At 54.4% G+C, this 26,513-nt stretch carries 26 protein-coding genes; 20 read left to right on the forward strand and 6 right to left on the reverse strand.

Translation table 11 applies throughout. The features are described 5' to 3' along the window. The first annotated feature begins 145 nt into the window (after positions 1-145). The 10 genes from ahr to CLV58_RS01240 all read left to right on the forward strand — a co-directional run bounded on the left by ahr (position 146) and on the right by CLV58_RS01240 (position 10,684). Positions 146-1,159 carry an NADPH-dependent aldehyde reductase Ahr gene (gene ahr, locus CLV58_RS01195; RefSeq protein WP_106135935.1) on the forward strand — a complete coding sequence of 338 codons (1,014 nt, stop codon included), beginning with the start codon at positions 146-148 and terminating at the stop codon, positions 1,157-1,159. A 157-nt stretch (positions 1,160-1,316) separates the two neighbouring features. Next, positions 1,317-2,513, forward strand: a complete 1,197-nt coding sequence (locus CLV58_RS01200; protein ID WP_106135936.1) for a Gfo/Idh/MocA family protein — start codon at positions 1,317-1,319, stop codon at positions 2,511-2,513. A 224-nt stretch (positions 2,514-2,737) separates the two neighbouring features. Beyond that, positions 2,738-3,103: a DUF2147 domain-containing protein gene (locus tag CLV58_RS01205; RefSeq protein WP_170108625.1), complete on the forward strand. Its 366-nt coding sequence runs from the start codon at positions 2,738-2,740 to the stop codon at positions 3,101-3,103. 3 nt (positions 3,104-3,106) lie between these two features. Further along, entirely contained in the window at positions 3,107-4,447 is a 1,341-nt protein-coding gene (locus CLV58_RS01210) for a TolC family protein (RefSeq protein ID WP_106135938.1), read from the forward strand. Beyond that, positions 4,440-5,540 carry an efflux RND transporter periplasmic adaptor subunit gene (locus CLV58_RS01215; RefSeq protein WP_106135939.1) on the forward strand — a complete coding sequence of 367 codons (1,101 nt, stop codon included), beginning with the start codon at positions 4,440-4,442 and terminating at the stop codon, positions 5,538-5,540. The genes CLV58_RS01210 and CLV58_RS01215 overlap by 8 nt, the downstream gene beginning before the upstream one ends. Continuing rightward, positions 5,533-6,783: an ABC transporter permease gene (locus tag CLV58_RS01220; RefSeq protein ID WP_245882166.1), complete on the forward strand. Its 1,251-nt coding sequence runs from the start codon at positions 5,533-5,535 to the stop codon at positions 6,781-6,783. The genes CLV58_RS01215 and CLV58_RS01220 overlap by 8 nt, the downstream gene beginning before the upstream one ends. Positions 6,784-6,785: 2 nt before the next feature. Beyond that, positions 6,786-7,463 (forward strand): ABC transporter ATP-binding protein, encoded by a 678-nt coding sequence (locus CLV58_RS01225; RefSeq protein WP_106135940.1) that lies wholly within the window; start codon positions 6,786-6,788, stop codon positions 7,461-7,463. A 13-nt stretch (positions 7,464-7,476) separates the two neighbouring features. Then, positions 7,477-8,445, forward strand: coding sequence for a sensor histidine kinase (locus CLV58_RS01230; RefSeq protein ID WP_106135941.1), 969 nt, complete (start codon positions 7,477-7,479; stop codon positions 8,443-8,445). Between the two features lie 191 nt (positions 8,446-8,636). After that, positions 8,637-9,764: an ATP-binding protein gene (locus CLV58_RS01235; RefSeq protein ID WP_106135942.1), complete on the forward strand. Its 1,128-nt coding sequence runs from the start codon at positions 8,637-8,639 to the stop codon at positions 9,762-9,764. Between the two features lie 158 nt (positions 9,765-9,922). After that, complete coding sequence (locus CLV58_RS01240; RefSeq protein ID WP_106135943.1) at positions 9,923-10,684, forward strand: LytR/AlgR family response regulator transcription factor; 762 nt, start codon at positions 9,923-9,925, stop codon at positions 10,682-10,684. Between the two features lie 170 nt (positions 10,685-10,854). Here CLV58_RS01240 and CLV58_RS01245 read toward each other — a convergent pair whose 3' ends face one another. Beyond that, entirely contained in the window at positions 10,855-11,520 is a 666-nt protein-coding gene (locus CLV58_RS01245; RefSeq protein ID WP_211300803.1) for a DinB family protein, read from the reverse strand. Positions 11,521-11,694: 174 nt separating this feature from the next. On the opposite strand from CLV58_RS01245, the gene CLV58_RS01250 reads away from it, so the two are divergent. Then, entirely contained in the window at positions 11,695-11,991 is a 297-nt protein-coding gene (locus tag CLV58_RS01250) for an antibiotic biosynthesis monooxygenase family protein (protein ID WP_106135944.1), read from the forward strand. A gap of 26 nt (positions 11,992-12,017) precedes the next feature. Here the strand turns inward: CLV58_RS01250 and CLV58_RS01255 are convergent, their stop codons facing one another. Next, the gene (locus CLV58_RS01255) at positions 12,018-13,160 is read right to left on the reverse strand and encodes an amidohydrolase (RefSeq protein ID WP_106135945.1); all 1,143 of its coding nucleotides are present in this window, start codon (positions 13,158-13,160) and stop codon (positions 12,018-12,020) included. 146 nt (positions 13,161-13,306) lie between these two features. On the opposite strand from CLV58_RS01255, the gene CLV58_RS01260 reads away from it, so the two are divergent. The 6 genes from CLV58_RS01260 to CLV58_RS01285 all read left to right on the forward strand — a co-directional run bounded on the left by CLV58_RS01260 (position 13,307) and on the right by CLV58_RS01285 (position 18,795). Continuing rightward, a complete protein-coding gene (locus CLV58_RS01260; RefSeq protein ID WP_106136116.1) occupies positions 13,307-14,596 on the forward strand; it encodes a M20/M25/M40 family metallo-hydrolase in 1,290 nt (429 codons plus the stop codon). Positions 14,597-14,739: 143 nt separating this feature from the next. Further along, positions 14,740-15,585 carry a glutamate racemase gene (gene murI / locus CLV58_RS01265; protein ID WP_106135946.1) on the forward strand — a complete coding sequence of 282 codons (846 nt, stop codon included), beginning with the start codon at positions 14,740-14,742 and terminating at the stop codon, positions 15,583-15,585. A gap of 117 nt (positions 15,586-15,702) precedes the next feature. Further along, entirely contained in the window at positions 15,703-16,485 is a 783-nt protein-coding gene (locus CLV58_RS01270) for a response regulator (RefSeq protein ID WP_106135947.1), read from the forward strand. 91 nt (positions 16,486-16,576) lie between these two features. After that, positions 16,577-18,208 (forward strand): ABC-F family ATP-binding cassette domain-containing protein, encoded by a 1,632-nt coding sequence (locus tag CLV58_RS01275; protein WP_106135948.1) that lies wholly within the window; start codon positions 16,577-16,579, stop codon positions 18,206-18,208. Between the two features lie 12 nt (positions 18,209-18,220). Further along, entirely contained in the window at positions 18,221-18,436 is a 216-nt protein-coding gene (locus tag CLV58_RS01280) for a hypothetical protein (protein ID WP_106135949.1), read from the forward strand. After that, complete coding sequence (locus CLV58_RS01285) at positions 18,418-18,795, forward strand: type II toxin-antitoxin system VapC family toxin (protein ID WP_106135950.1); 378 nt, start codon at positions 18,418-18,420, stop codon at positions 18,793-18,795. The genes CLV58_RS01280 and CLV58_RS01285 overlap by 19 nt, the downstream gene beginning before the upstream one ends. 160 nt (positions 18,796-18,955) lie before the next feature. Here CLV58_RS01285 and CLV58_RS01290 read toward each other — a convergent pair whose 3' ends face one another. Beyond that, positions 18,956-19,798 carry an oxidoreductase gene (locus tag CLV58_RS01290; RefSeq protein WP_106135951.1) on the reverse strand — a complete coding sequence of 281 codons (843 nt, stop codon included), beginning with the start codon at positions 19,796-19,798 and terminating at the stop codon, positions 18,956-18,958. 167 nt (positions 19,799-19,965) lie between these two features. Here CLV58_RS01290 and CLV58_RS01295 point away from each other — a divergent pair, with 167 nt between their 5' ends. Further along, positions 19,966-21,315, forward strand: a complete 1,350-nt coding sequence (locus CLV58_RS01295; RefSeq protein WP_106135952.1) for a dihydrolipoyl dehydrogenase family protein — start codon at positions 19,966-19,968, stop codon at positions 21,313-21,315. A gap of 179 nt (positions 21,316-21,494) precedes the next feature. On the opposite strand, the gene CLV58_RS01300 is transcribed toward CLV58_RS01295, so the two are convergent. From CLV58_RS01300 to CLV58_RS01310, 3 genes are all read right to left on the reverse strand, one after another. Continuing rightward, positions 21,495-21,893 carry an OsmC family protein gene (locus CLV58_RS01300; protein WP_106135953.1) on the reverse strand — a complete coding sequence of 133 codons (399 nt, stop codon included), beginning with the start codon at positions 21,891-21,893 and terminating at the stop codon, positions 21,495-21,497. A gap of 31 nt (positions 21,894-21,924) precedes the next feature. Continuing rightward, entirely contained in the window at positions 21,925-22,560 is a 636-nt protein-coding gene (gene pyrE / locus CLV58_RS01305) for an orotate phosphoribosyltransferase (protein ID WP_425443480.1), read from the reverse strand. Positions 22,561-22,680: 120 nt separating this feature from the next. Beyond that, positions 22,681-23,976: a hemolysin family protein gene (locus CLV58_RS01310; RefSeq protein ID WP_106135955.1), complete on the reverse strand. Its 1,296-nt coding sequence runs from the start codon at positions 23,974-23,976 to the stop codon at positions 22,681-22,683. Between the two features lie 200 nt (positions 23,977-24,176). On the opposite strand from CLV58_RS01310, the gene CLV58_RS01315 reads away from it, so the two are divergent. After that, positions 24,177-25,103, forward strand: a complete 927-nt coding sequence (locus tag CLV58_RS01315) for an ABC transporter ATP-binding protein (RefSeq protein WP_106135956.1) — start codon at positions 24,177-24,179, stop codon at positions 25,101-25,103. Positions 25,104-25,172: 69 nt separating this feature from the next. Then, positions 25,173-26,513, forward strand: a complete 1,341-nt coding sequence (locus tag CLV58_RS01320) for an ABC transporter permease (protein ID WP_106135957.1) — start codon at positions 25,173-25,175, stop codon at positions 26,511-26,513.

Raw genomic sequence — 26,513 nt, forward strand, 5'->3', positions numbered from 1 at the left:
ACTATGGTCAATGTACCCGATTTTCCGCTAGTCCGCAAACTCGGTTTATTCGTGTATCGACATAAAACGGGAACCGTTTCGTGTATTCGCCAGTAGTTGGGCAAGTGTAAAATTGATACTTGTAGACAAAATCCCAACCACGACGATGCATTCAGTACAGGCATGGGCCGCCCATTCGCCGGCCGGAAAATTAGAACAGTATGCGTATGACCCTGGTCAGCTGGGGCCGGAGGAAGTAGACATTGCCGTAGAGTACTGCGGTATCTGCCACTCCGATCTGTCGATGCTCAACAATGAATGGGGTATCACGGCGTATCCGCTGGTACCGGGCCACGAAGCCGTTGGCCGGGTAGTGGCGCTGGGCGACATTGCGGCTCAGAAAGGATTGCGGGTCGGGCAGCGCGTGGGTATCGGCTGGAACGTAGGGAGTTGCCTGCACTGCGAGCCGTGTCTGGACGGTGAGCAGCAACTGTGTACGTCCGTTCAGCCGACGATTGTGGGCCACCACGGGGCCTTTGCGTCGCACGTACGCAGCCATTGGGTATGGGCCGTTCCGATTCCGGACGCCCTCGACCCTGCATCGACCGGACCGCTGCTGTGCGGTGGTATCACCGTATTTGCTCCGCTGCTCAACCAGGACATTCTGCCGACGCACAAAGTCGCGGTGATTGGCATCGGTGGGCTGGGCCACATGGCCGTACAGTTTCTCAACGCCTGGGGTTGTGAGGTGACCGCCTTTACGTCGAGTGCCGACAAGCAGGCGGAAGCTAAAGAATTGGGGGCCGACTTCGTGGCGTCGAGTCGCGATGCGGGCGAGATGAAGCAACTCGCCAACTCGTTCGACTTCATCCTGATTACCGTCAATGTCTCGCTCGACTGGAACGACATTATCGGTATGCTGAAGCCGGGTGGAAAGCTGCATTTCGTGGGCGCGGTCCTGGAACCCGTACCGGTCCATGTCATGATGCTGGTGCTGGGTAAAAAGTCGATTGCGGGTTCACCCACGGGTAGCCGTAGCCAGATCGACCGGATGCTCCGGTTCGCGGCTCACCACAACATCGCCCCAATCGTCGAGCACTTCCCGATGAGTCAGGTCAACGAAGCAATGGATCACCTGCGGTCGGGCAAAGCCCACTACCGGATTGTGCTGGACGCATAAGCCTAAAGAGCGAAAGAGTGAAAGAGCGAAAGAGCGGCCGTCCGGCACCATCGCTCTTTCACTCTTTCGCTCTTTAAACTTTCAATGTATCCGTGGGTTAAAAGGGCATTAACGACTGGTAAGTTATCGGTCCTTTGATGCTCAATTAACCTGCGTTATGAACTACGAATCACTATCCCGTCGCGGCTTTGTCCATCAGCTTGGCCTGGCCTCGCTGACCGTTCCCGCCATCACCACGCTTGGGCTGCAGGCCTGTGGCGGACAGGCGGGTAAAACAACGGCCGACGAAGCCACATCGACCACAACGACCACCGGGTCGTCCCGTAAAATTGGTATTGCCCTTGTTGGTCTGGGTAAATACAGCGAGGAGCAACTGGCCCCCGCGCTCGAAAAAACGACGAACTGCCGGCTGGCGGGTATCGTGACGGGGACGCCTGAGAAGGCCGAGAAATGGAAGAAGAAATACGACATTCCCGATAAGAACGTCTACGACTACAAAACCTTCGACCAGATTGCCGATAACCCCGACATCGACGTCATATATGTCGTGCTGCCCAACGCGCTGCACGCGGAATACACGATTCGGGCAGCAAAGGCGGGTAAGCATGTCATCTGCGAAAAACCGATGGCTATGACGCCCGAAGAATGCCAGCAGATGATCGATGCCTGTAAGCAAGCGGGCAAACAACTATCGATTGGCTACCGGCTGCATTTCGAGCCGCACAACCAGGAGATGATGCGGCTGGGCCAGAATCAGACGTTTGGCAAGGTAAACAAGATCATTGCCGAAGACGGGCAGGTACAAAGCGAAGACAACCCCTGGCGATTGGGTCGGGGCATCGGCAGCGGTGGCCCCATCCGCGACGTAGGCATCTACGCGTTGCAGGGCGCGATTTATACCAAAGGACAGATTCCCATTGCCGTCACCGCGAAGTTTCACCCCGTTACTGATCCCAGGAAATTCGACAAAGTAGAAGAAGGAGCTGACTTCCAGTTGTACTTTCCTGACGGTACCACGGCTGAATGCTCCGCCAGCTTCAACAAGAAGATGAACAAGCTGCGGGCCGAAGCCGCCAACGGCTGGTTTGAACTGGCCCCTGCCTACGCCTATGGCGGACTGGAAGGCGAAACCAGCAAGGGGAAAATGAACGTCGACAACGTGCCGCAACAGGCCCGGCAGATGGATGCCTTCGCACAGTGTATCCTGACCAACACACCGACGACCGTTCCCGGCGAACTAGGCATGCGCGACGTACAACTCATCGCAGCCATCTTCGAGGCCGCCCGCACCGGTAAGAAAGTCGATACCAAAAACGTCATCCAATACCTGGACAAGTCAGCGCTGAAAAGCTAACCGAACGTTTTTTCTGACAGGATTAACAGGATTGACATGATTTTTTTCAATTAAATATCGTTTTAGAAAAATCATGTCAATCCTGTTAATCCTGTCGAAAACTCCCGTTCAACTGACTTTTCCCCTTGTTCAATCCACCCGCTAATCGGTTCAATTCAGCCTGAAATTTCCCATTCAGCGGGCCAGTCCGGGCCATGTTTGCAGCCAACGAAACCAATCGTATCATGCAAACAATCAGCTCCGTTCAGGCCGGAATTCTCTTGAGCCTGCACCTGCTGACCCAATCGGGCAGCGATCCCCTTACGGGTAAATGGACCAGCGACGACAAAAGCCGGGTCATCGAATTTGTTAAAAATGGCAACGCCTACGACGCCCTGATTCGGGAAGCCGACGATAAAACGCTGGTCGGTAAGAAACAAATCGCCGGGCTAACTACCAGGGATGGCAAGTCGTTTAAAAACGGCACGTTGTTCCTGATCAGGAAAGGCAAAACGGCCAAATGCTCGGCCCGTGTGCTGGATGGGCGTACGCTTGAACTAACCGGCTCGGTGGGTTTTCTCTCGAAGTCAGAAACCTGGACCAAGTTGTAAGCCATGCGTCCAGATCATTCACTCACCCGCAAGCTCCGGTTGGCGTTGCTCTGGCTGCTGGCTCCGTCGATGGCGATGGCCCAGAAGCAGTTCGGTTCCTTGCCCGAGGTGTTCCGCTATGCCGACCAGCACGCCCTGCCGCTGCAAACGTCCCGGCTTCAGGAGCAGATCAGCCGTTCAGCGGAAAAGCAATCGAAAGCGTATCGCCTGCCGATCCTCAGCGGTAGCGGTGCGTTTACCGACAATATCACGCTGCAACCCACGCTGGTTCCCGAGAAACTGACGAACCCATCGGCTCCCGATAACAGCTACCGTGAACTGACGTTTGGCCGGCCATTTATCTATACGGTGGGGGTTCAGGCTCAATGGGACGTGCTGAATTTTCAGAGGTGGTTTGCGGCCAAAACGGCCAGTGTACAGACCCACGTAGCCACCGTACAGACGGCCCAGACCCGCTACGCGATGTACAACCAACTGGCCAGTACGTACTACGCCCTGCTACTGAGTCAGGAAATCGACACCATCTATGTCCAAAACCTGGCGACCACATCAGCCATTGCCCGGCACGTAGCCGACAAATACGCCCAGGGACTGGTCAGCGAAGAACAGCGGAACCGGGCTACGATCCAGCAGTTACAGGCCGAACGTACCCTGGCCGACATTCGCACCCAGTATCGACAGTTGACCTACGATCTTCAGAATCAACTAAATACCACCGACAGTTTGACCCTGACCGAGACCTGGCAGCAACCCGCCGAATCGGCGTCGCCCGTATCGTTTGACCGGACGCATCCGGCCATTCTGCTTCAGCAATCCATGCTTCAACTGTCCCAATCTCAGTTATCTCAAAGTAAATCGCTGCTGTATCCGTCCCTGTCGGTGGGGTATCAGTACAATTATTCCTGGGCCACCGGCGGGTTTACGGATTTCGCCAACGCTAATCGGCTGCCCCAGCAATTCCTGAGTGTGCGGCTGAACGTACCGATCTTCACGGGTTTTGCCACACGGGAGAAAATCAGCCAGTCGGAACTGAGTATCCAAGCCCAGCAACTGCAACTGACGCAGGCCCGGAATCAGGTCGCTCAGGAAGACCAGACGCTGCTGCTCCAGTATGACCAGAACCGGGGGCAACTCCAGAAAGCCCGGCAGATTCTGGCCTTGCAGCAGCAGAACGACCGCCACGTGCAGAACCGCTACGACGGAGGCATTATCAGCCTGGACGAGCGGCTCGACAAGCTCAATGACCTTTTCAAAGCCCAGAACGATTACGTCCAGAGTCTGAGCAATTACAGCGTATCCCACTACAAAACCGTCATCCGTCAACTCGACTTTCAGCATGAATAATACCCATTCATTCAGCCAATATGCCAGCCTGGCTACGTGCCTTTGGGTGCTGGCTGCCTGCCATAGCCCGGAGAAAACATCGCCCCAGCGAAAAACAATCGAAGAAGCGGTCTTTGCCAGTGGACACATGGAACAGGAAAACGAATACGTCGTGGCGGCCAACGTGGATGGTACGCTCCAGCAGCTGTCGATCAAAGAAGGCGATGCTGTGCTGGCGGGAGCCGTGCTGGCCCACATCAAAAGCGACATTCCGGCCAACCAGCTCACCGAAGCCAGACTCGTCTACACGGATGCCGCCCGCAATGCCTCGGCCCAATCGCCCCAACTCAGCCAACTCCGGGTGCAGATCGATCAGGCCAACGCCCAGCTTGAGCAGGACCGCACGAACTGGCAGCGGTATAAAACCCTGCGAGCCACCAATTCAGTATCGCAACTGGATATGGAAAAAGCGGAATTGCAGTACAAAGCCTCCGCCAGTGCGTTGGACGTGCTGAAAAAAAACTATCAGGAGCTGGAACGGTCGCTCAAACTTCAGGCCGCCACCAGCCGAACTCAAGTCAATTCGCAGCAGTCACTACTCGCTGATTATCAACTCAAAGCCAGCCGGCCCGGGCAGGTGCTAACCGTCTACAAAAAAGAAGGGGAGCTGGTTCGTAAGGGGGAAGTCATTGCCCGGATTGGTAGCGGAGCGAGCGTCCTGAAACTGTTTGTGGCCGAAGACGATATCGCCAAAATCAAACTTGGCCAGTCGGCCAGCGTGCAACTGAACACCTATCCCGATACAGTTTTCAAGGCTCGTCTGTCGAAACTATACCCGGCCTTCGATGAAAGTCAGCAATCCTACGTCGTCGAAGCCCAGTTCCTTCAGCCGCCTGCGGTGCTATTTTCAGGGACTCAGCTACAGGCCAATGTCGTCACCGGCACCCGCAACAACGTACTGGTTATTCCAGCTCCTTACCTCAGCAAAGGAAAGTACGTAACTCTCGAATCGGGCGATGAGAAAGCCATCGTTACGGGCTACAAAAGCAAAGACTGGGTGGAAGTCCGGTCGGGTATTTCAGACAAAGACGTCATTCTTCGCACCAATGAATAAGGCTATGGGTGTCAACAACAAAATTGCCTGGGTTCACCTGACGTCCAAAATACGCCAGTTGATCGTGGCCGTACTGAGCGTTACGTTCGGGATCTCGATGTACATTTTCATGAACAGCTTCACCAGCGGGGTCAATGACGCCCAGGCTGAACTGGTCTTCAATACGATGGCCCACATCCGGGTGTACAACGATCTGCCCAAAGAAGCCCGGCAGCTCCTGCCCGTTCCGACGGGGTCGGATACGGTTCAGTTCATCAGTAACCCCAAACGAATCCAGTATACGGAAGGCATCAAAAACGCCGAACCGATTCGGGAACTGCTGGAATCGAGTCCCGACGTAGTAGCCGTTACGGAGCAGCTCAACGAAAACGTGTTTTTTCACAACGGGGTCAGCAAGGTAAGCGGTAGCCTGTCGGGGGTCGATATTGACAACGAAAATCAGCTGTTCCATACCGCTCAATACATGACGGAGGGCGATTGGTACGAACTGCAACGACGCAGCGACGGCGTGATTCTGGGGACGGGACTGGCCGACAAAATCAGTGCTCAGATGGGCGATATCATCTCGCTTAGTACGTCCGACGGTATCCTGAAAACCTACAAAGTGGTTGGCCTGATCGAAACGGGGTCCGCCAGCGTCGATAAATCCAGAGCCATTATTTCGATTCAGGCGGCCCGTCAGTTGTTATCGAAAAACCAGAGTTATGCCACGGACGTACTGGCCAATGTGCGGCATTACAACGATGCCCGCACCACCGCCCAACGCATTGGGGCTTCGGTTGCGTACAAAACCGAAGCCTGGCAGGAAGGCAACTCGCAACTGGAATCGGCCAACGTGCTCCGCGACATTCTGGCGATCACCGTCTCCCTGACGATCCTGATTGTGGCCGGATTCGGCATTTACAACATCATGAACATGACGGTGAATGAGAAAATGCGGGAAATCGCGATCCTCAAGGCCATGGGTTTCGACGGAAAAGATATTGTTCAAATCTTTCTGATTCAGTCGATTGCCATCGGGTTTATGGGTGGGCTGGTGGGGCTGTTGCTGGGTTTCATCATCTCGGCGGGCGTCGACCGGATTCCCTTCAAAATCGCATCGCTCACGACCTTACCCATTGCCTATATCCCCACCGACTACGTGATGGCGCTGGTATTCGGGCTTCTGACGACGTTCGTTGCGGGGTATCTGCCCGCCCGAAAAGCATCTAAAATCGATCCCGTAGAAATCTTAAGAGGCTAATCATGCAACCTGCACTTTCGGTCGACAACATCATCAAATATTTTCATGACCCCGAAACCATTCAGGTGCTGAAAGGCATTTCGTTCGACGTGCAGCCGGGCGAATTTCTGGCTCTGATCGGCAAATCGGGCTCCGGGAAATCGACGCTTCTGTATCTACTCTCCACGATGGATACGAATTATGAAGGTACGATTCAGATCAATGGCACCCGGCTCACGGGGTTGAAACAGAACGAACTGGCCCGGTTTCGGAACGAACACATCGGCTTCGTGTTCCAGTTTCACTATTTGCTGCCGGAGTTTTCGGTACTGGACAATGTCATGTTGCCCGCCCTGAAACTGGGCAAACAGCCCCCGGAACAGATTCGGGCCAAAGCCCTGGAACTCCTGTACCTGCTCGACATCAAAGGGCACGAAGACAAAAAAGCGTCCCGCATTTCGGGTGGACAGCAGCAACGGGTTGCCATTGCCCGTGCCCTGATCAACGATCCGGCCATTATCATGGGCGACGAACCCACGGGTAATCTGGACTCCAAAAATACCAAAGTGGTGTTCGATATTTTCCGGGAACTAGCCAGAGAACGAGGACAAACCATCATTGCCGTCACGCACGACGATGAGTTTGCGGCCAACTGCGACCGGGTGATCGAAATGGTGGATGGTAAAATTGTTGGCGAATGATTAGTTTTTACGCATGAAACTCAACATAAACCGGCTGCTTCCGTTAGCCCTGGCAGCTATTCTGCCGGGGCTTAATTTCTTCTCCAACGCCGACGCTCTGGCCGATGGCAAACTGGATTTCTACAGCCGGTGGTTATCTGCGTCGGTCGTATTGTTTCTGCTCTGGCACCTGCTCCACTACACGACCCACCAGAGCCGTCGCTACCGATGGGGCCTTACGACGGCCATCATTCTGCTGTATATCGTACTGGTTTACAGTCTCTTTTCGCTTTTTGTGTTCAGTCACCCCGACTACATTCGCTGGAACCTGCTCGTCAAATTCTTTTTTGCCAGCCTTCTTTTTCTCATCATTCAGTACGCCCTGCGAGCCAGTTCCAGCATTGCCCGGCTGGAACTGGAAAAAGAGCAGATGCAGAGCGAAAACTACCGGGTACAGCTCCAGCAATTACGCAGCAAAGTCGATCCGCATTTTCTGTTCAACTCCCTGAATACGCTGCGGATGATGGCCCGCAAGCAACACCCCTCGACCGAACAGTTTGTGATCAGTCTATCGGATTTCTATCGACAAACGCTCAAGTACAACGAAGCGTCTACGGTTCCGTTGCGGGAGGAACTAAGCGTGCTGAAATCGTATCTGTTTCTGATGCAGACCCGTAACGAAGGTAACCTGGACGTATCGATTCAGATCGACGAGCCCTTACAGAATTACCTGATTCCCACGCTTTCCTTGCAGATCGTCGCCGAAAACTGCGTCAAACACAACGCCATGACCTCGGCCCATCCGCTGCGGATCAGTATCTCGACCAGCGACGATTTTTACGTCGTGGTCAGCAATCCGAAACTGCCAAAGCTGTCTCCATCGGAAAAGTCGGGCTACGGGCTGGATAATATCCGGCAACGCTATACCTTGCTCAACGTGACGAATGGCCTGCTCGTCCACGAAACCGACACCCATTTTGCCGTAAAACTGAAACTGATCTGATGAATGGCTGTCCTTATCAAAGCAGGGTGAAAGCGCCGGATTATCATTTAGAATTTGCGCCAACGAAGCTATAAAGACTATTATGATCAACCTGATTTTCTAGGTAGAGTGAACTGAAACTTGATTTATAATGCTATTTTTGGATTGAAATCCATAATTACTATGAAATTTCAGGATTTTAATCCGGAAATATGATAGATCGACTAATTGGCAGGAAAATAGAACAACGGCTGTTCCGAGGTAAAGCAATTTTGCTCTTTGGACCCCGCCAAACTGGCAAGTCCACCTTAATTACGTCTATGTTGGCGGACAAAGATCATCTTTATCTCAACGGCGACGATGCCGACGTCAGAGACGTATTAACCAATACAACTGCCACAAAATTGCAGACCATAGCTGGTCGGAAATCCATCGTATTTATTGACGAAGCACAGCGTATTCCCAATGTTGGTCTGACCTTGAAACTATTCACCGATCAGCTAAAACATATTCAGGTTATTGCTACCGGTTCGTCAGCATTTGAGTTGTCGAGCCAGGTCAATGAACCCCTGACAGGGCGTAAGTATGAGTTCATGTTGTATCCACTTAGCTTTGCTGAACTGGTGCAGCATGATGGTCTACTTTCTGAAAAACGATTAGTGGATCATCGGCTGATTTATGGCTGCTATCCAGAAATTGTTACGTCGATTGGTGAAGAAGAAGAACTGCTAAAGCTGTTGGCGGGAAGTTATCTGTATAAAGACTTACTGATGCTGGAACAGATCAAGAAACCACTACTGCTCGAAAAATTGCTGAAAGCCCTTGCCTTACAGATAGGTAGTGAAATTAACTACCATGAAATTGGCCAGACAATTGGGAGCGATCAGAAAACGGTCGATAAATACATTGACTTATTGGAAAAGGCCTATGTCGTTTTTCGACTGCCGGCACTAAACCGGAACGTTCGCAATGAGATCAAAAAGGGGAAAAAAGTATATTTCTATGATTGTGGCATCCGGAATGCGGTTATTAATAATTTCAGTCCGCTTCAGTCAAGAACGGACGTAGGGGCTTTGTGGGAAAATTACATCATCGCTGAACGAATGAAATTTCTTCATTATCAGGGCATCAGCGTTCAGTCGTATTTCTGGCGTACTACCCAGCAGCAGGAGATAGACCTGATTGAAGAGAATAATGAACAACTGCATGCCTACGAATTCAAATGGAATGAGAACCGCAAAGCGCGGTTTCCGCAAACCTTTACTGGTAATTACGCTGGGGCTACCACATCCATAATTTCTCCAAAAAACATGGAAGAGTTTTTACTGCCCCCGCTTTGAAAAAAGGTAGTTGATAAGCGATTCTCAGATCTCAGCCAAACGTCATTTTGGGCTTCACGTTCTTGTTAAGGTCAAGCCTATTTCAACAAGGATTTACCCTGTTTTAGTTAACTTGATGCGGGTGATTTGATAGTTGTCCCACTTTAGTAGTTGCAGCCATGAACGTATTGATTGTGGAAGATGAAAAGCACACGGCCCAGCTTCTGAAAGAAATCATCGAGCAGGACGACGACTTTCTGGTCACGGCCACGCTCGAATCCATTGCGGAGACCGTTGCTTTTCTGACGAAACACCACAACAAAATCGACCTGATCTTTCTGGATATTCAGCTCGCCGATGGACACAGCTTCGCCATTTCCCAGTATATCGACGTAGCCATTCCAGTCATTTTCTGCACTGCTTTTGACGATTACACCCTGGCGGCTATTCAGAACAACGGCATCAACTACATCCTAAAACCGTTTCGGGAAGAAGAAATCCACGCGGCCCTGATGCGGTATAAAAGCCTGGTGGCCAGCTTCAGCCAGAAGGCCATCAATCCCGCTTTGTTTGCACCTGCCCGGGAGAAAGGTTATCAGGAAAGTTTCCTGACCCAGCACCGCGAAAAATCCATCGTCATTTACACCAAGGACATTGCGGCCATCACCATTGAGTATGAACTCGTTCAGTTGTATACCTTCAGCGGGGAGCGGCACCCGCTCCTGAAAAATCTGGAATACATCGAGTCGGTTTGTAACCCGCATCAGTTTTACCGCATCAACCGGCAAATGCTCATCAACCGCAACGCCATCCGGTCAATTGAGCCGTATTTCAACCGAAAAGTCGTGGTCAAACTGGTCGTTCCTCTGGCCGAAACCCCCATCGTCAGCCGCCTGAAAGTAACGGCCTTTAAAGCGTGGCTGGAAACGGGTGGTCTGTAGTAGTGCCAGACTATTTTATTTGGGTACAGTATCGAACTCCGCCGTTCAGAATACGGCTGTCAGGTCCATTGTCGAACCCGCCCGCACCGGTACAAAAGTAGACACTAAAAGGTTGAATGATTGAATGAGTTCGTGCGCCAGCCCATTCAACCACTCATTCATTCAATCCATCAATCCTTCCCCGGCTTCATACCCGGCAGGCGGCTTTTGAGCCAGGTAATCTGCCCCCGGTGGTTCGATTCGTGTTCGCAGACGTGGAACCACTTCCAGTATGTATTGACGGGTTGCTGCTTCGACCAGATCGGGTCTAGGGCCAGCAGCCACTTATCGTCTTTTGTTTTGAGCTGGGCCAGTGTCTCGTCGCGTACGGCCGTGATCTTGTCGAGGTAGTACTGCACGTCATGGCCTTTGATGGCCGCCCGACCGGCATCGCCCAATTCCATCGCAGCACCCCATTCCTTCTTCTCGGCTTCGTTGAATTCCTGTCGCCCTTCGAAGGTGTTGATTTGGTAAAATTTATCGGTCGCGCCGAGGTGCATAATCAGTGCGCCGATGGTGTTGGCGTTCGCATCGAACAGGTGGTCGAGTTGAGCCGGTGTCAGGCTCTTCACCGTTCGGAGAATCGTATCGCGGTTATAGCGCATCATCGACACCAGGGAACCGATCATGGGTGAATAGCCTTCCACCGGCCCGACGACGAGCAGATTGTTGTCGGGTGGGGCGGGTAGCGTGTGGGCCAGCGTTGGTAGGGCACCGGCTACGGTCAGGCTGGCGGCTGTGGTCAGGCTGCCGTTGAGGAACTGACGGCGTGAAACGGATTTTAGGGATGAAGACATGGTCGAAGGAAGGAAATAAGCGATGAGATCAGCTAGATGTGGATAAGCTACAGAATCTGACCGTAATACGAGCGGCTCACTTTACTAACCGGTTGCGACAAAGGCGATTGCTACCGGTGGCCCGATGCGAAAAAGCAGTTTATTTGTTTATTCTAACTACTAACCCAACCGTTTATGTTCGCCCGCGTCATCCAGGTACAACTCAAGCCCAACACCATCGAACCCGCTACTGCACACTTCCGCGACAACGTCGGACCGGCGCTCAGGCAGCTCGACGGCTTTAAAAACAGCCGCTTTCTTACCAATGCCGATACCGGCAAATGCCTGATGGTAACGCTGTGGGAGTCGGCGGAGCATCGGAAAGGGGCTGAGACGAATGGATTCCTGCAGGGCGTGATGGCCGATATGAAGGAGTTTTTTGCCGGCCCGCCGACTGTCGACTACTACGAAGTCGGCGTGCAGGTCGCGTAAGCGGGGACACATCTGATTCGTACCGATCAGGCATGGTCGAGATCGATCAGGGCGCGGAACATACGCGCGGCCGGTTCGATCAGTCGATCGTTGAAATCATAATCGGCCTGGTGCAGGGCGGGGCTATCTTCGCCCGCACCGAGGCCGAACATCGCCCCCGGAAACCGTTGGGTGAACAGCCCGAAATCTTCGCCCCACCGCAGGGGTTCGCTTACTTCCTGAAACGGAAAATCAAGTGTTTGGGCGCATTGGCGAACCTGCGCGAACGCAGCCGGATCGTTCTCGTTGGCGGCAAACGCGTCGGTATACCTCGTCTCGACACGAATACCACTGCCTGCCGTAAGCTGATCGAGCAGTGCGTGTAACTGGTTGACCAACTCGCTCATGCGTTGGGTACTTTTCGTGCGTAAGGTCAGGTGGACTTCGCCGTATCCCGCCGATACCCCGTATGATTGCTCACCTAGTGTGGTATAGATCGGCGTAATCAGTGAAAACGTGTCGTACTGGAGGTCAGGCTGTTGCAGCGAGCGGGTCTGCGTGACAAACGCGCTCATGACGTAGGCCGGATTATAACCCTGCTCCGGCTCGGCCGCATGCGCGACCTGCCCTGTAAACGAAACGATCATACTTTGCACCGATGCGGTAAACGGACCGGGCTTACAGATAATCGCGCCCTCGGGGAAGCCCGGCAGGTTGTGCAGCGCGAACACACGATTGGGCTGAATGGGAGCGAAAGCGGGGTCGTGCAGTACGGCCTCGGCCCCCTTCCCCGTTTCCTCAGCGGGCTGAAATAGAAGATACACCCGCCCCTTCACGATCGGCGTTGCGTTGAGCGAAGCCGCCAGCCGGACCAGAATGGCCGTGTGTCCATCGTGCCCGCACTTATGCGAAATACCCGCGTGCTGCGATCGGTACGCAACCGTATTGACTTCCTGAATCGGCAGTGCGTCGATGTCGGCCCGGATCAGCGTTACCGGGCCTGCGTCGCCGTTTCCGTACTGTACGAGCAGGCCTGTACCGCCAATCGACAGTACGTCTGCCGGATTAAGTAAGGCGACAACGTCACGGATACGCTGCTGCGTTTGTGTTTCCTGTCCCGACAATTCCGGGAAGCGGTGCAGGTCCTGTCGGAAGAGGACAAACGGGTCGGGATAAACGGGTAGTTTCATGTGCGGGATAGCTGTCGACTCCTCGACTGTGCAATTCGGCAACAAGTGTCCGGTAAGCCTTGTTCGGACAAAGGCGATTGGCAATTGCCGTTCTACTGTTCGTATCCCGTATTTTAGCCGGTACAACCTGTCAAAACGTACCCGCTATGAAGAAATTAGTACCGTTACTCCTGCTGGGGAGTCTCAGCCCGTTAGCCCCTGACGCATCAGCACAATCCCTGACGAAGCCGGAAGCGACACTCGTCAGCACGGTGACCCGACAGTTGCCCGAAACGATGGGTTTTTTGGAAAAAGTCGTTAACATCAACAGCGGTACGCTCAACAAAGTGGGCGTGCGGCAGGTGGGCGACCTGATGGGCGATGAACTCAGAAAATTAGGCTTTACCATCGAATGGGTATCGCTGCCCGACTCGCTTAACCGGGCGGGGCACCTCGTCGCGACGCGTACCGGCCGGAAAGGGAAGAAGCTGTTTCTGATCGGTCACCTCGATACCGTCTTCGAGAAAAGTCTGCCGATGGAACCCTACACCCGCATCAACGATACAACGGCGGCCGGGCAGGGAGTCAACGACATAAAAGGGGGGGATGTGCTGATCATTGCGGCTCTGAAAGCCATGCACACCCAGAAACTGCTCGACGATACCTCGATTACGATTTACATGACGGGCGACGAAGAAAGCGCCGGCGGCCCCGAAAGTCGGCGGGACTTCATCGAGCGGGCCCGGAAAAGCGACATCGCCCTGGCCTTCGAAGGCGCACAGGGCTTGAACAGCGTTACAACCGGTCGGCGCGGATCGAGCAGTTGGACGTTGACCGTCAAAGCCCGTACGGGACACTCATCGCGTATTTTCAGCGACCTGGGCTACGGCGCTATCTATGAAGCCGCCCGCGTGCTGACGGAGTTTCGCCGACAACTGGGGCAGGAGCAGTACCTGACTTTCAACCCCGGCCTGATCGTGGGTGGTTCGGAGGTTCAGTATGATGACAAAACCGCGCGCGCCGAAACCGTTGGCAAGACCAACATCGTGGCGGGTTCAGCCCTGGTCAAAGGTGATCTGCGGTTTCTGGGCGAAGCGCAAAAAGAAAAAGCCCGCGCCCGAATGCAGGAAATCGTTGCCAAGAGCCTGCCGCTGACGGGGTCGAAGATTACGTTTGCCGATGGTATTCCGTCGATGGACCCTACGCCCGCCAATGATAGCCTGCGGCTGGTGGTCGACAGAATCAATCGCGACATGGGGCTTGGTCCCGTCCGGGCCGTCGATCCCGGTAGCCGGGGAGCGGGCGACGTGTCGTTCGTCGCGGAGTTTATGCCCTGCCTCGACGGATTAGGCGCATCCGGGAAAGGCGCGCACAGCATCGAAGAAACCCTGAACCTGAAGGAATACCCCATTCTGATTCAGCGAACCGCCGTACTGCTTTATCGGTTGACAAGATAGTTTTCGGTCTTCAGTTTACGGTATCCGGTTTTCGATCGTGTTCGTTGCCTACTGTGTGGCGAGTACCAGGAATCATAGCTGGTGAACCGAATGCCGGCTGACTTAAGCTGAAAACCGTAAACTGAAAACCGTAAACTTTTTCTATGCTTCAACCCATTGGCGTGTTCGATTCGGGCTACGGCGGACTGACGGTCCTGCGCGAGATTGTCCGGACGCTGCCGCAGTACGATTACCTCTATCTGGGCGACAATGCCCGTACGCCCTATGGCCCCCGCTCGTTTGAGACGGTCTATCAGTATACCCTGGAGTGCGTGCGGCACCTGTTCGACCGGGGGTGTCGGCTGGTGATTCTGGCCTGTAACACGGCGTCGGCCAAGGCGCTGCGGAATATTCAGCAGCTCGATCTGCCCAGTCTGTACCCCGGTGCCGATCCGGCATCGGACGGCCCCGAACGGCGGGTATTAGGGGTTATTCGGCCCACGACCGAAGTGATCGGAACGTATTCCAGAACCGGGGCCGTTGGCGTACTGGCGACGCAGGGAACGGTCGCGTCGGAGTCGTATCTGGTTGAAATAGAGAAGTTTTTTTCGAAACTGACCGTTTATCAGGAAGCCTGCCCGATGTGGGTGCCGCTGGTCGAAAATGGTGAACACGACAAACCGGGGGCCGACTATTTCGTGCAGCAGCACGTCAACCGTATCCTGGCCCAATCCGCCGATATCGACACGCTGTTGCTGGCCTGTACGCACTATCCGCTGCTGCTGGCTAAAATTGCAGCGGCAGCCCCGGCCGGGACCACCATTTTAAGTCAGGGGTGCATCGTTGCCGACCGGCTGGCCGATTACCTGGTGCGGCATCCCGCTATCGAGCAGCAGTGTACTAAAAACGGGCAGCGTCTTTTTCTGACGACCGACTCACCAACCGATTTCGACCGTAAGGCAACGCTTTTCTATGGTGAGACGGTGCAATCCGCACACCTGGCGTTGTAGCCTGATTACGCCTGCTGCCTGCGAATTGATCGAAATTTGTCTGCTAAAATAGTAGACTATGTGCGTAACGTTCTTCTACAAAACCACACGTAAAGCAACCAACCGCTAACCTAGTACATGCAGTCCGTATCTATTCTAATTGTTGAGGATGAAGCCATTTTGAGCATGGACCTGACCTTCCGGCTCGAGCAAATGGGTTATAATGTCATTAATGTTGTCGACAACGGGCCCGCTGCGCTACAGATCTGCGAACAGAAATCGGTCGATCTGGTGCTGATGGACATTCACATCCGGGGTGAGTGGGATGGCGTTGAAACGGCCCGGCGCATTCGACAGATCAGCCGGATGCCGCTGATCTTCCTGACGGCCATGACTGATGGTCCGACGATCGACCGCGCCCGGCTGGTGGGTCCGTCGGCTTACATTACCAAGCCGTTCAACGACCTCAACCTGCGCATCGCCATCGATCTGGCCATTCATAACGTCATGCAGTCGACGCCCGCAACCGCTCCCGTTGACTCGGTGGCCGAGGGTGGGGATGAGCCGTCGCGGGGGGAGATCATCATGCTGGCGAAGGATCACATATTCGTCAAGCAGAATTACCGATTCGTAAAATTCCCCATCACCGATATTCGCTACCTACAGTCGGAGGGCAACTATACCGACATCGTCACGGAGAACCACAAGTACACCTTGCGGCTGGTGCTCAACCGGGTGATCGAAAAGCTGCATACCAACGAAACGGCCCGGGCAATCATCGTGCGCATTCACCGGTCGTACGCGGTCAACCTGCGGCAGATCAATACGTTCACCGAACAGGAAGTGCAGATCGGCGGGCAGGTGATACCCGTGGGGCGCAGCTACCGAATCGAGTTCATGAAAGGCGTGCTGGCGCAGTAATCAGCCGGTGCGGAAGGCCGGCTACGGGCAGCGGCTTTCCGGCCAAAAAGTCGTATCTTTGTCGCCTTAATCTGACCAGAAAAATCACCAGATGGTTAATGTATCCAACGTCTCGCTCCGCTACGGAAAGCGGGTGCTGTTTGACGATGTCACGATAAAATTCACTCCCGGTAACTGCTATGGCGTCATTGGTGCCAACGGAGCCGGTAAGTCGACATTTCTGAAAATTCTGTCCGGCGAAATCGAACCGCAGACGGGCTCGGTGTCCATGACCCCCGGCGAACGGATGTCGGTGCTGAACCAGAATCAGTCGGCCTACGACGAATACCCTGTCTTGCAAACGGTTATCATGGGTAACAAGCGCCTGTACGACATCATGCAGGAAAAGGACGAACTCTACGCCAAGACCGAGTTTACCGATGCCGACGGCGAGAAAGCCGCCGAACTCGAATCGGAGTTTGCCGAGATGAACGGCTGGGATGCCGAATCGGATGCCGCCAGCCTGCTGTCGGGTCTGGGTATCAAAGAAGACATGCACTACGCACAGATGAGCGATCTGAATGGCTCGGAAAAAGTGCGGGTGCTGCTGGCGCAGGCGCTGTTCGGCAACCCCGACGTACTGCTGCTTGACGAGCCGACCAACAACCTAGACGTCGAGTCGGTTGGCTGGCTGGAGAACTTCCTGGCTAACTTCGAAAATACGGTGATCGTGGTCAGCCACGACCGTCACTTCCTCGATCAGGTCTGTACGCAGATCGTCGATGTCGATTTCAGCAAAGTAAAGCTCTATGCCGGTAACTATTCGTTCTGGTACGAGTCGAGCCAACTGGCCCTGAAACAACGGCAGGATCAGAACAAGAAAACCGAAGACAAGCGCAAGGAACTGGAAGAATTCATCCGTCGCTTCTCGGCCAACGCATCGAAGTCGAAGCAGGCTACCAGCCGCGCCAAGCTGCTCGAAAAGCTGACGATCGACGATATTCAGCCGTCGTCGCGCAAGTACCCGTACGTGCATTTCAAGCCCGAGCGCGAACCCGGCGATCAGATTCTGACCGTCGAAAACCTGAGCTATACGGCCGAAGATGGTACCAAGCTGTTCGAAAACCTGTCGTTTACGGTCAACAAAAACGACAAGATTTTCCTCTACAGCCGCGACGGACTGGCGGTGTCGGCCCTGATGGACATCCTGGCGGGCGAACGCAAAGCCGATTCGGGTACGTTCCGCTGGGGGATCACGATTACGATGTCGTATTTCCCCAATGACACGGAAAAAGAAAAGTTTTTCCAGACCGATCTGAACCTGGTCGACTGGCTGCGGCAGTACTCGGAGGAAAAAGACGAAAGCTTTATCCGGGGTTTCCTGGGGCGCATGCTGTTCTCGGGCGAAGAGTCGCTGAAGAAGTCAAGCGTGCTGAGCGGGGGCGAGAAAGTACGGTGTATGCTGTCGAAAATGATGCTGTCGGGGGCTAACGTTGTGATGCTCGATGAGCCAACCAACCACCTCGACCTTGAGTCGATCGAATCGCTCAACAACGGGCTGATCGATTTCAAAGGGCCGGTGCTGTTTACCTCGCATGACCACCAGTTCGTGCAGACGATTGCCAACCGGATTATCGAGATTACTCCGACCGGTACGCTCGACAAGCTGATGACCTACGACGATTACCTGACCGATGCCCGTGTCAAGCAGCAGCGCGATGAGCTGTATGCGGCCGTAGCGTAGACTGATAAGCGTATGCAGACATTCACGATTCGAGTGACAAACCCACACACTGTCCGCCTGATTGAAGAACTGGCTGCGTTACAATTACTGGAAGTGGTTGACAAACCGGTTACTAACGACACACGTAAACTGTCGGAACGGCTGGCGGGGAGTATCACTCCCCAGCAGGCTGAACAGATGCGTCGTGAACTAGCTGAAAGTCGAATTGAATGGGAGCGCAATTTCTGATTGATACGAACGCTATCATCGATTTTTCAGAAGGTAGGTTACCCCCAGCAGGCCATAGTTTTCTGGGCGAACTAATCGACAGCGCGCCCTGTATTTCTGTCATCACAAAAATCGAGTTGCTGGGCTTTTCGGAAGTCAATCAGGTAATTACTGACTTTGTGGACGCGGCTGTGGTTTATGGACTAAGCGATGAGGTTGTAAACAGAACGATTGATTTGCGCAGACGGTACCGTATCAAATTGCCGGATGCCGTTATCGCAGCTACGGCTCTGACGTATGGAGCAACGATCATAAGTCGCAATGGCAGAGACTTCCGAGCTATTGATAACCTGACTTGTACCGATTTGCACCAAATGTAGAAAGTGCAGTTAAACAAAAGGACGCCAGTGCATTACTGGCGTCCTTTTGTTTAACTGTACGAGCTAATGGCTCCGTAATCATATTCGACCAGTTACCCTTCAGAAAATAACTGGTTGTTGATGGACAGCTAAGGCTAAGCATATACTGAAAAACGCCCCATCAAGCGAACACAGCCTGTTCGGCAACGGCGCGGCCAGCGTCGAGGTCCTGTTGCAGGCTGTCGATTTTGGCCTGAATGGTGGCTACGGCAATCTTGCCCAGTGGGAGTCGCAGGGGCGGGTTTTCCTGTTGCGCGAGCTGCCAGATAGCTTCGGCCGCTTTGGCGGGGTCGCCTTCCTGTTTCCCGTTGGCGGTTTCCATCCGCTGCCGAAACGCACCGGCGGTGGCGTCGTAGTCGGCGATGTGCTGTTCGGCCTGCCCGAAAGAAGAACCGGCAAAATTGGTGCGGAACGGTCCCGGCTCAACTAGCGTCACCTGAATGCCTAGTGGCGCAACCTCCGCTGCCAGGGCTTCGCTCAGCCCTTCCAGGGCAAACTTACTGGCGTTGTAGATACCGAAGCCGGGGACCGCCTTTACGCCCGACTGCGACGAAATCTGAAGAATACGGCCTTTTTTCTGCCGCCGGAACAAGGGCAGGAAGGCCTGTGTAACGGCGAGCATACCAAAGAAATTGGCGGCAAAAACGGCGCGTACGTCGGCTTCGGTTGCTTCCTCGACGGCTCCCGCAAACCCATACCCCGCATTGTTGACCAGTACGTCGAGCCGGCCGAAGCGATCGATGACAGTCTGTGCGGTCTGGCTTACCGCTTCCGCATTCGTAACGTCGAGGAGTAGCGCGAAACCCCGGTCGGAATATTGCTCGTTGAACGCATCGACCTGCTGCTGTTGGCGAAACGTGCCGATGACGAAATCGCCGTGCTGCATGACGCACTCGGCTAAGGCTTTCCCCAGCCCGCCGGAAATACCGGTGATAAACCAGATGTTGTTTGTCGGTTGATTCATACTTGTTTCTGTATGCACTGCTTAACCCGCGAAGTAAACATCCGGTTTTATCCTCGTCCGGTTATGACTTGCCGGATCAGGCTGAAACCGGCTGTCTGATGCTGGATAGATTTTTCAGCCGCCGGCGGATGTAACTGGTTATACAGATAACGAAACCAAAACCGTACATGCAAACTGTAGATGTGATTGTGATCGGGACAGGGTCGGCGGGTAAAACCGCTGCCGAAGCCGCTCGTAAGGCGGGTAAATCGGTAGCGATCATCGACAAGCGCCCCTTTGGCGGTACCTGCTCGCAACGGGGTTGCGACCCTAAAAAAATACTGGTGGGAGCCGCTGAAATCATAGCCCGCGCCAGTTACATGGCCGGCAAAGGCATCGATCGGCAACCCACCATCAACTGGGCCGACCTGATGGCGTTCAAGCGAACCTTTACCGAACCCATCCCCGACAATACGGTCGAGAAATTCAACGAACAGGGTATTCGGTCGTACCACGGCGTTGCTACGTTTGTATCGGCTGATACCGTCCGCGTGAACGACGAGGAGATAAAGGGGGAACAGTTTGTCATTGCTACCGGCCTGAAGCCGATGCCGCTTGGTATTCCCGGCGAAGAACTGCTGATCGACAGTACTGGTTTTCTCAATCTGGACGAACTGCCAGACGAATTGGTGCTGGTCGGTGGGGGGTACATTGCCTTTGAGTTTGCCAACGTAGCCATGCGCGCTGGTGCTACCGTGACGATTATCAACGATACCCCCCGGCCCCTGAGTGGCTTCGACCCCGACCTGGTCGGCATGCTGGTAAAGGAGATGGAAGCTGCGGGTATTACGATACTCGTTAACGCGACCGTATCGGCCATTTCGGGTGAGAAAGGCAACCTGACTGTCGATTACGAGCAGGACGGCAAAAAAGTATCCGTGCCGACAAAACTGGTCGTGCACGCTGCCGGCCGGGTTCCCGACATAGACGAACTGGCGCTCGATAAAGCCAATGTCGAGGTTGGTAAAAAGGGCGTAGTCGTCAATGCGTTTATGCAGAGCGTGTCGAACCCGGCGGTGTATGCCTGTGGTGACGTGGCTGAGAAAGGTTTACCGCTGACACCGCTGGCTTCGTACGAAGGCAGTATCGTTGGGACGAATCTGGTGGAAGGCAACACGAAGCAATACGAGGAGCGGCCCATTCCGACGACCGTGTACACGATTCCGCCCATGGCATCAGTCGGGCTGACGGAAGAAAAGGCAAAAGAGCAGGGTAAGCCGGTAACCGTATCCTGTAAAAGCACCACCGACTGGTACACGTCGGCGCACATCAACGAGCCCGTATCGGGCTACAAACTGCTGATCGACCCGGATACCGACGCGATTCTGGGCGCGCATCTGTTGGGGGAAGGCAGCGATGAATTGATCAATCTGTTTACCGTGGCAATGGTACATCACATCAAAGCGACGGACCTCGTCAACACAATCTTTGCTTACCCAACTCGCTCGTCAGACCTGAAATCGATGCTGAAGGATTGATAACGGTTGATTTTGTAAGTGATTGACTGATCGAGTATAGTGCGAGTGTTTTGTCATCCCGACAACAGGAGGGATCTTCGGTAGCTGGCATGACTACCTGGCTATTTCCGAAGATCCCTCGGCACCGGCCGCCTGGCTCCGTCGGGATGACAGAAGAGAGAATAACCACGCGAGATAAGCTACGGGTTTGCCAGCGTCGTATGGAAGTCGGCGGGGTGTTCGAGGATCTGATGGATTGGGCACTTCTCCGCGATCTCCAGCAGTCGCTCCCGTTGTTCATCACTAAGCTCTCCCGTCAAGACCAGTTGCAGCTCGAAGCGCGACCGTTTTTGCTCCCGGTCGTAACTGTAGTCGACATGGGCCACGGCTGCGTCGAGCGGCCACTCCTTACGGTCGGCGTACATGCGTAGCGTGATAACCGTGCAGGCCGCCAGTGAACCCGCCAGTAACTCGCCGGGTTTCATGCCCCGATCCTGACCGCCGACATCGGTCGGTTCGTCGGAGACCACGACCTGGGTCGGGGTCGTAATGTGCGTTTCGTACGGTGTGCGCTCGATTCGGGCGGAAATGGTCGGCATGGTAGCGGGTGATAACTAAATTAGGGTGTGCTTACTGACCGGTCCAGTCGGCGGGATTTTCGCGCCAGGACGCCAGCGAATTCATCGCATCGGCCGAAATATACTTCATCGACTCGGCTTCGGTGAGCAGCGCGTTGTAATCACTCAGGCAGACAAGCTCGACGCCTTTGCTGGTAAAATTTTGGGCGGCTATCGGGAAACCGTACGTGAAAATGGCTGCCATGCCCAGCACGTTAGCACCCGCTGCCCGAAGCGCATCAACAACTTTCAGCGAACTGCCGCCCGTCGAGATCAGGTCTTCGATGACAACGACCGACTGACCGGCTGCCAGTTGCCCTTCGATTTGTTTGCCCATGCCGTGGCTCTTGGGTTCGGGCCGGACGTAGCAGTAGGGGAGGTTCAGCGCATCGGCGACAAGTGCGCCCTGTGGAATCCCCGCCGTGGCAACACCGGCAATGGCCTGCGCCGTGGGGAACTGCTGCCGGATGGCGTCGGCCAGTGCGTTTTTGATGTACGTGCGTACGTCCGGAAAGGCTAGCGTTACGCGGTTGTCACAGTAGATGGGTGATTTCCAGCCTGAACTCCAGGTGAACGGATTTTCAGGTTGCAGCCGTACGGCTTTTACTTCCAGCAACTGCCGGGCAATGGTTTGTTTTTGGTTCATCATTCGTGTGTAGCCCAGACGTCCACGTCTGGAGGGCGCGGAGCGACCAGATGGCTTCCGCTCTGAGTAGCTGGCCTGCCGGCCTCCAGACGTGGACGTCTGGGCTACATTTATAACCGATTTTTAGCTTTCTCTACCCACCTTCCGGTGCACGTTGACGGTGTCGATGCGGGAGCCGTTCATGGATACGATCGTAAACGTAAACGGCGACAGCTCGATCACTTCACCGACACGGGGCAGGTCTTCGTTGGTAGCCAGAATAAGGCCACCGAGGGTGTCGTAATTGCCTTCGGGGATATGCCAGCCGTATTTTTCGTTCAGGTCGTCGATCTCGTGGCGGGCGCTGAGCAGCCAGGTGTTGGCGTCGATCTGCCGTTCTTCCCAGTCTTCATTACTGTCGAACTCGTCCTGAATCTCCCCAAAAATCTGCTCGACCATATCTTCGATGCTGACGATACCGGCCGTGCCCCCAAACTCATCTACAACCAGTGCCAGATTACGCCGTTCCGACAGAAAACGAAGCAGCAAGTCCTGCGCGGGCATACTCTGCGGTACCGTAATAAGGGGTGTTACGATCGACTCGATCGAGTCCGGTTTACGGAAAAGTGCCAGTGCGTGGCAGTAGCCGATTACATCGTCGATCGTGTCGCGGTACACGATGATTTTCGAGTGCCCGCTTTCCTGAAACGCCTGCCGTAGGTCTTCGATCGAATCGTCTACGGCGACGGCGGTAATTTCCGTGCGGGGCACCTGACAGTCGCGCACTCGTACGTCGCGAAACTCGATGGCGTTGTTAAAAATGCGCGCGTCGACGTCTACTTCCTCCTCGGGGCTTGCTTTCTGATTGAGCTGTTGCAGGTACTGATTCAGATCCGTCAGGCCGAAGACGGGGCGGATCTCAGGGTTGCGTTTTCTGAATACGTAGCGAATGATCAGCCGGGCGATCCCGACCAGTACCCGGACAATAGGAGCGATGGTTCGGTAGATCACCCACAGCGGTACCGCCAGCCTTTCCAGAAACCGGTCGGGGTGAATCAGCGCCAGACTCTTGGGTAAATAATCGGCAATGGGCAGGAAGACGACCGTCAGGATAAGCGTTTCCAGTCCGATCAGAACAGACTCATGCTCGGTCCAGTCGGTCGGGAGCCAGTCGACCAGCAGCGGATTGAGGGCCGTGACGCCCAGCACGGCGTAGATGACCAGGAAGAGCGTATTGCCCGTCAGGGTGGTGCCGATGAACAGGACGGGGTTGCGCAGAAATTCGGAAACGAGCTTTTCGCCCAGCGGTCCCTGCTTCCCGTGCAGCTCGAAATAGAATCGGTTGACCGATACGTAGGCCATTTCGACGGCGGAGAAAAAGCCGGCCAGGATCAGTGCTAACAGGGCACCCAGCAACAGCGCGTATGAGTCTAAGGGCATAAAAAACAATAGTCGCGGGCGTGGACGGGGTAAGCACAGCCGTACCGCAAAAATACAAGCAACCGGCGGATCGTCATGCTGAAGCCTGCGATTTCCCGCCATTCACCGAATTCAATTACCTTTTAACCGATTTTGTTTGCCCGTCGCCCCATTGTCAGTAGGTTTACGACCCAAGCGGCTTGGTACCGCCCCTATATCGCATGAACATTCTGGAAACGCATCACATCGTCAAACAGTATGCCGAACACCGGGCACTGGACGATGTTAGCCTGTCTGTACCCAAGGGCAGTATCTTCGGACTACTGGGCCCCAATGGCGCGGGAAAAACATCGCTTATCCGCATTATCAACCAGATTACGGCCCCCGATGAGGGAACCGTTTTGCTGATGGGAGAGCGGCTGAATCCGAGCCACATCCGTAACATTGGCTACCTGCCCGAAGAGCGCGGGCTGTACAAGAAGATGAAGGTGGGCGAGCAACTGCTTTACCTGGCGCAGCTCAAAGGACTCAACGAGCGGCAGGCGATGGAAAAGCTCAAAAGCTGGTTCATCAAGTTCGATATCAAAACCTGGTGGGACAAGCAGGTCGAAGATCTGTCGAAGGGGATGCAGCAGAAGGTGCAGTTTGTGGCGACTGTCATGCACGACCCCGAACTGATTATCCTGGACGAGCCGTTTTCGGGCTTCGACCCCATCAACGCCAATCTGATCAAGGACGAGATTCTGGAACTGCGCGACCGGGGTAAGACAATTATTTTCTCGACGCACCGCATGGAATCTGTCGAGGAACTGTGTGATCATATTGCGCTGATCAATCGCTCGCACAAGGTGCTCGACGGCTCGAAGCGGGCCATCAAGGAGCAATTTCGCACGCATACCTACCATATCGAATACCAGGGAACGCTGGGTGAACTGCCCGCAGCGTTCGCGCTCAAACAGGCGGGACAGACCGACGACGGTTTCCAGCGGGTCGACATTCAGATTCCGCCCGACGCGTCGGTCAACGATCTGATCCGGTTCCTTCTCGACCGGGTATCACTCCGCTCGTTCGGCGAAAACATCCCCAGTATGAACGACATCTTTATCCGGACGGTAGAAGGCTCAAAGAGCGAAGGAGCGAAAGAGTGAAAGAGCGGCTGCTCTGGACTTATTCGCTCTTTCGCTCTTTCGCTCATTCACTCTTTCGCTCTTTATTTCATGCATACCATCTTTATCATTCTAAAACGCGAGTACCTGGTTCGGGTGCGCAAGAAGTCGTTTATCATCATGACCATCCTGGGGCCGCTGCTGATAACGGCCTTCTACGGCGTCATCGGCTGGGCGGCAATCAGTTCGATTAACCAGAAAAAAATTGCCGTTGTCGACGAGACGGGCCTGTTTCAGGGGAAATTCAAAAACGACAAGGAGTCGGCCTACGCCTATCCGAAGGAGTCGCTGGACGCGGCTAAAAAGTCGTTCGTCAAGAAAGGATACGACGTACTGGTCTATATTCCCAAAAACGTAATCGAACAACCGAAAACGGTACGAATATTTGCCGAGAAAAGCGTCAGTCTCGACGTGCAGAACAATGTCGAACGGGCCATTTCGCGGGAGATTGAAACGATAAAGCTGAACCGGGCGGGTATTACCCAGAAGGTGATTGAAGACGCCAAAGTCAACGTCGACGCGCAGACGATCAGCCTGAGCGAAGAAGGCGAAAAGAACAGCAGTTCGGTCGCTACGTCGATCATCGGCGGGGCCTGTGCCGTGATGATTTACATCATGATGCTCATCTACGGCACGCAGGTGATGCGGGGTGTGATGGAGGAAAAGACTAACCGCATTATCGAAGTCATTATCTCGTCGGTGAAGCCGTTTCAACTGATGCTGGGCAAAATCATCGGGGTAGCCCTGGTGGGCCTGACGCAGTTTCTGCTCTGGATTGTCCTGACGGTCGGCCTGCTGACGGTCGGATCGGCAATACTGGGGCAGTCGCCCAAACAAACGGCGGAGTCGGCCGTGAGCAGCCGGGTCAGTTCCGTGCCGACCGTGTCGGCTGGTGGGCGGGAAGCGATGGAACGCAAACTGGCGGCTGGCGGTCCGGCAGCCAACATCATGGCGGCTATCGATACGCTGAACCTGCCGCTGATTATTTCCTGCTTTCTCTTCTATTTCATGGGCGGCTACCTGCTCTACAGCGCTCTCTTCGGAGCCATCGGCGCGGCTGTCGATAACGAGACCGAAACGCAGCAGTTCATGTTCCCGATTATGCTACCGATCATCGCATCCATTGCCTTCGCGCAGTTCGTCGTCCGCGACCCCGACGGGCCGCTGGCGTTCTGGACTTCGATGATTCCGTTTACGTCACCCGTGATTATGATGGTTCGGATTCCGTTTGGCGTGCCGGGCTGGCAGTTGGCCCTGTCGATGGTGTTACTGGTGCTGGGCTTCCTCGGCACGATCTGGCTGGCCGCCCGCATTTATCGGGTCGGTATCCTGATGTACGGCAAGAAGATCACCTACAAGGAACTGTCGAAGTGGGTGTTTTACAAGGGATAA

The organism is Spirosoma oryzae (genome assembly GCF_003002825.1).
In the GTDB taxonomy this organism is placed as follows: Bacteria; Bacteroidota; Bacteroidia; order Cytophagales; family Spirosomataceae; genus Spirosoma; species Spirosoma oryzae.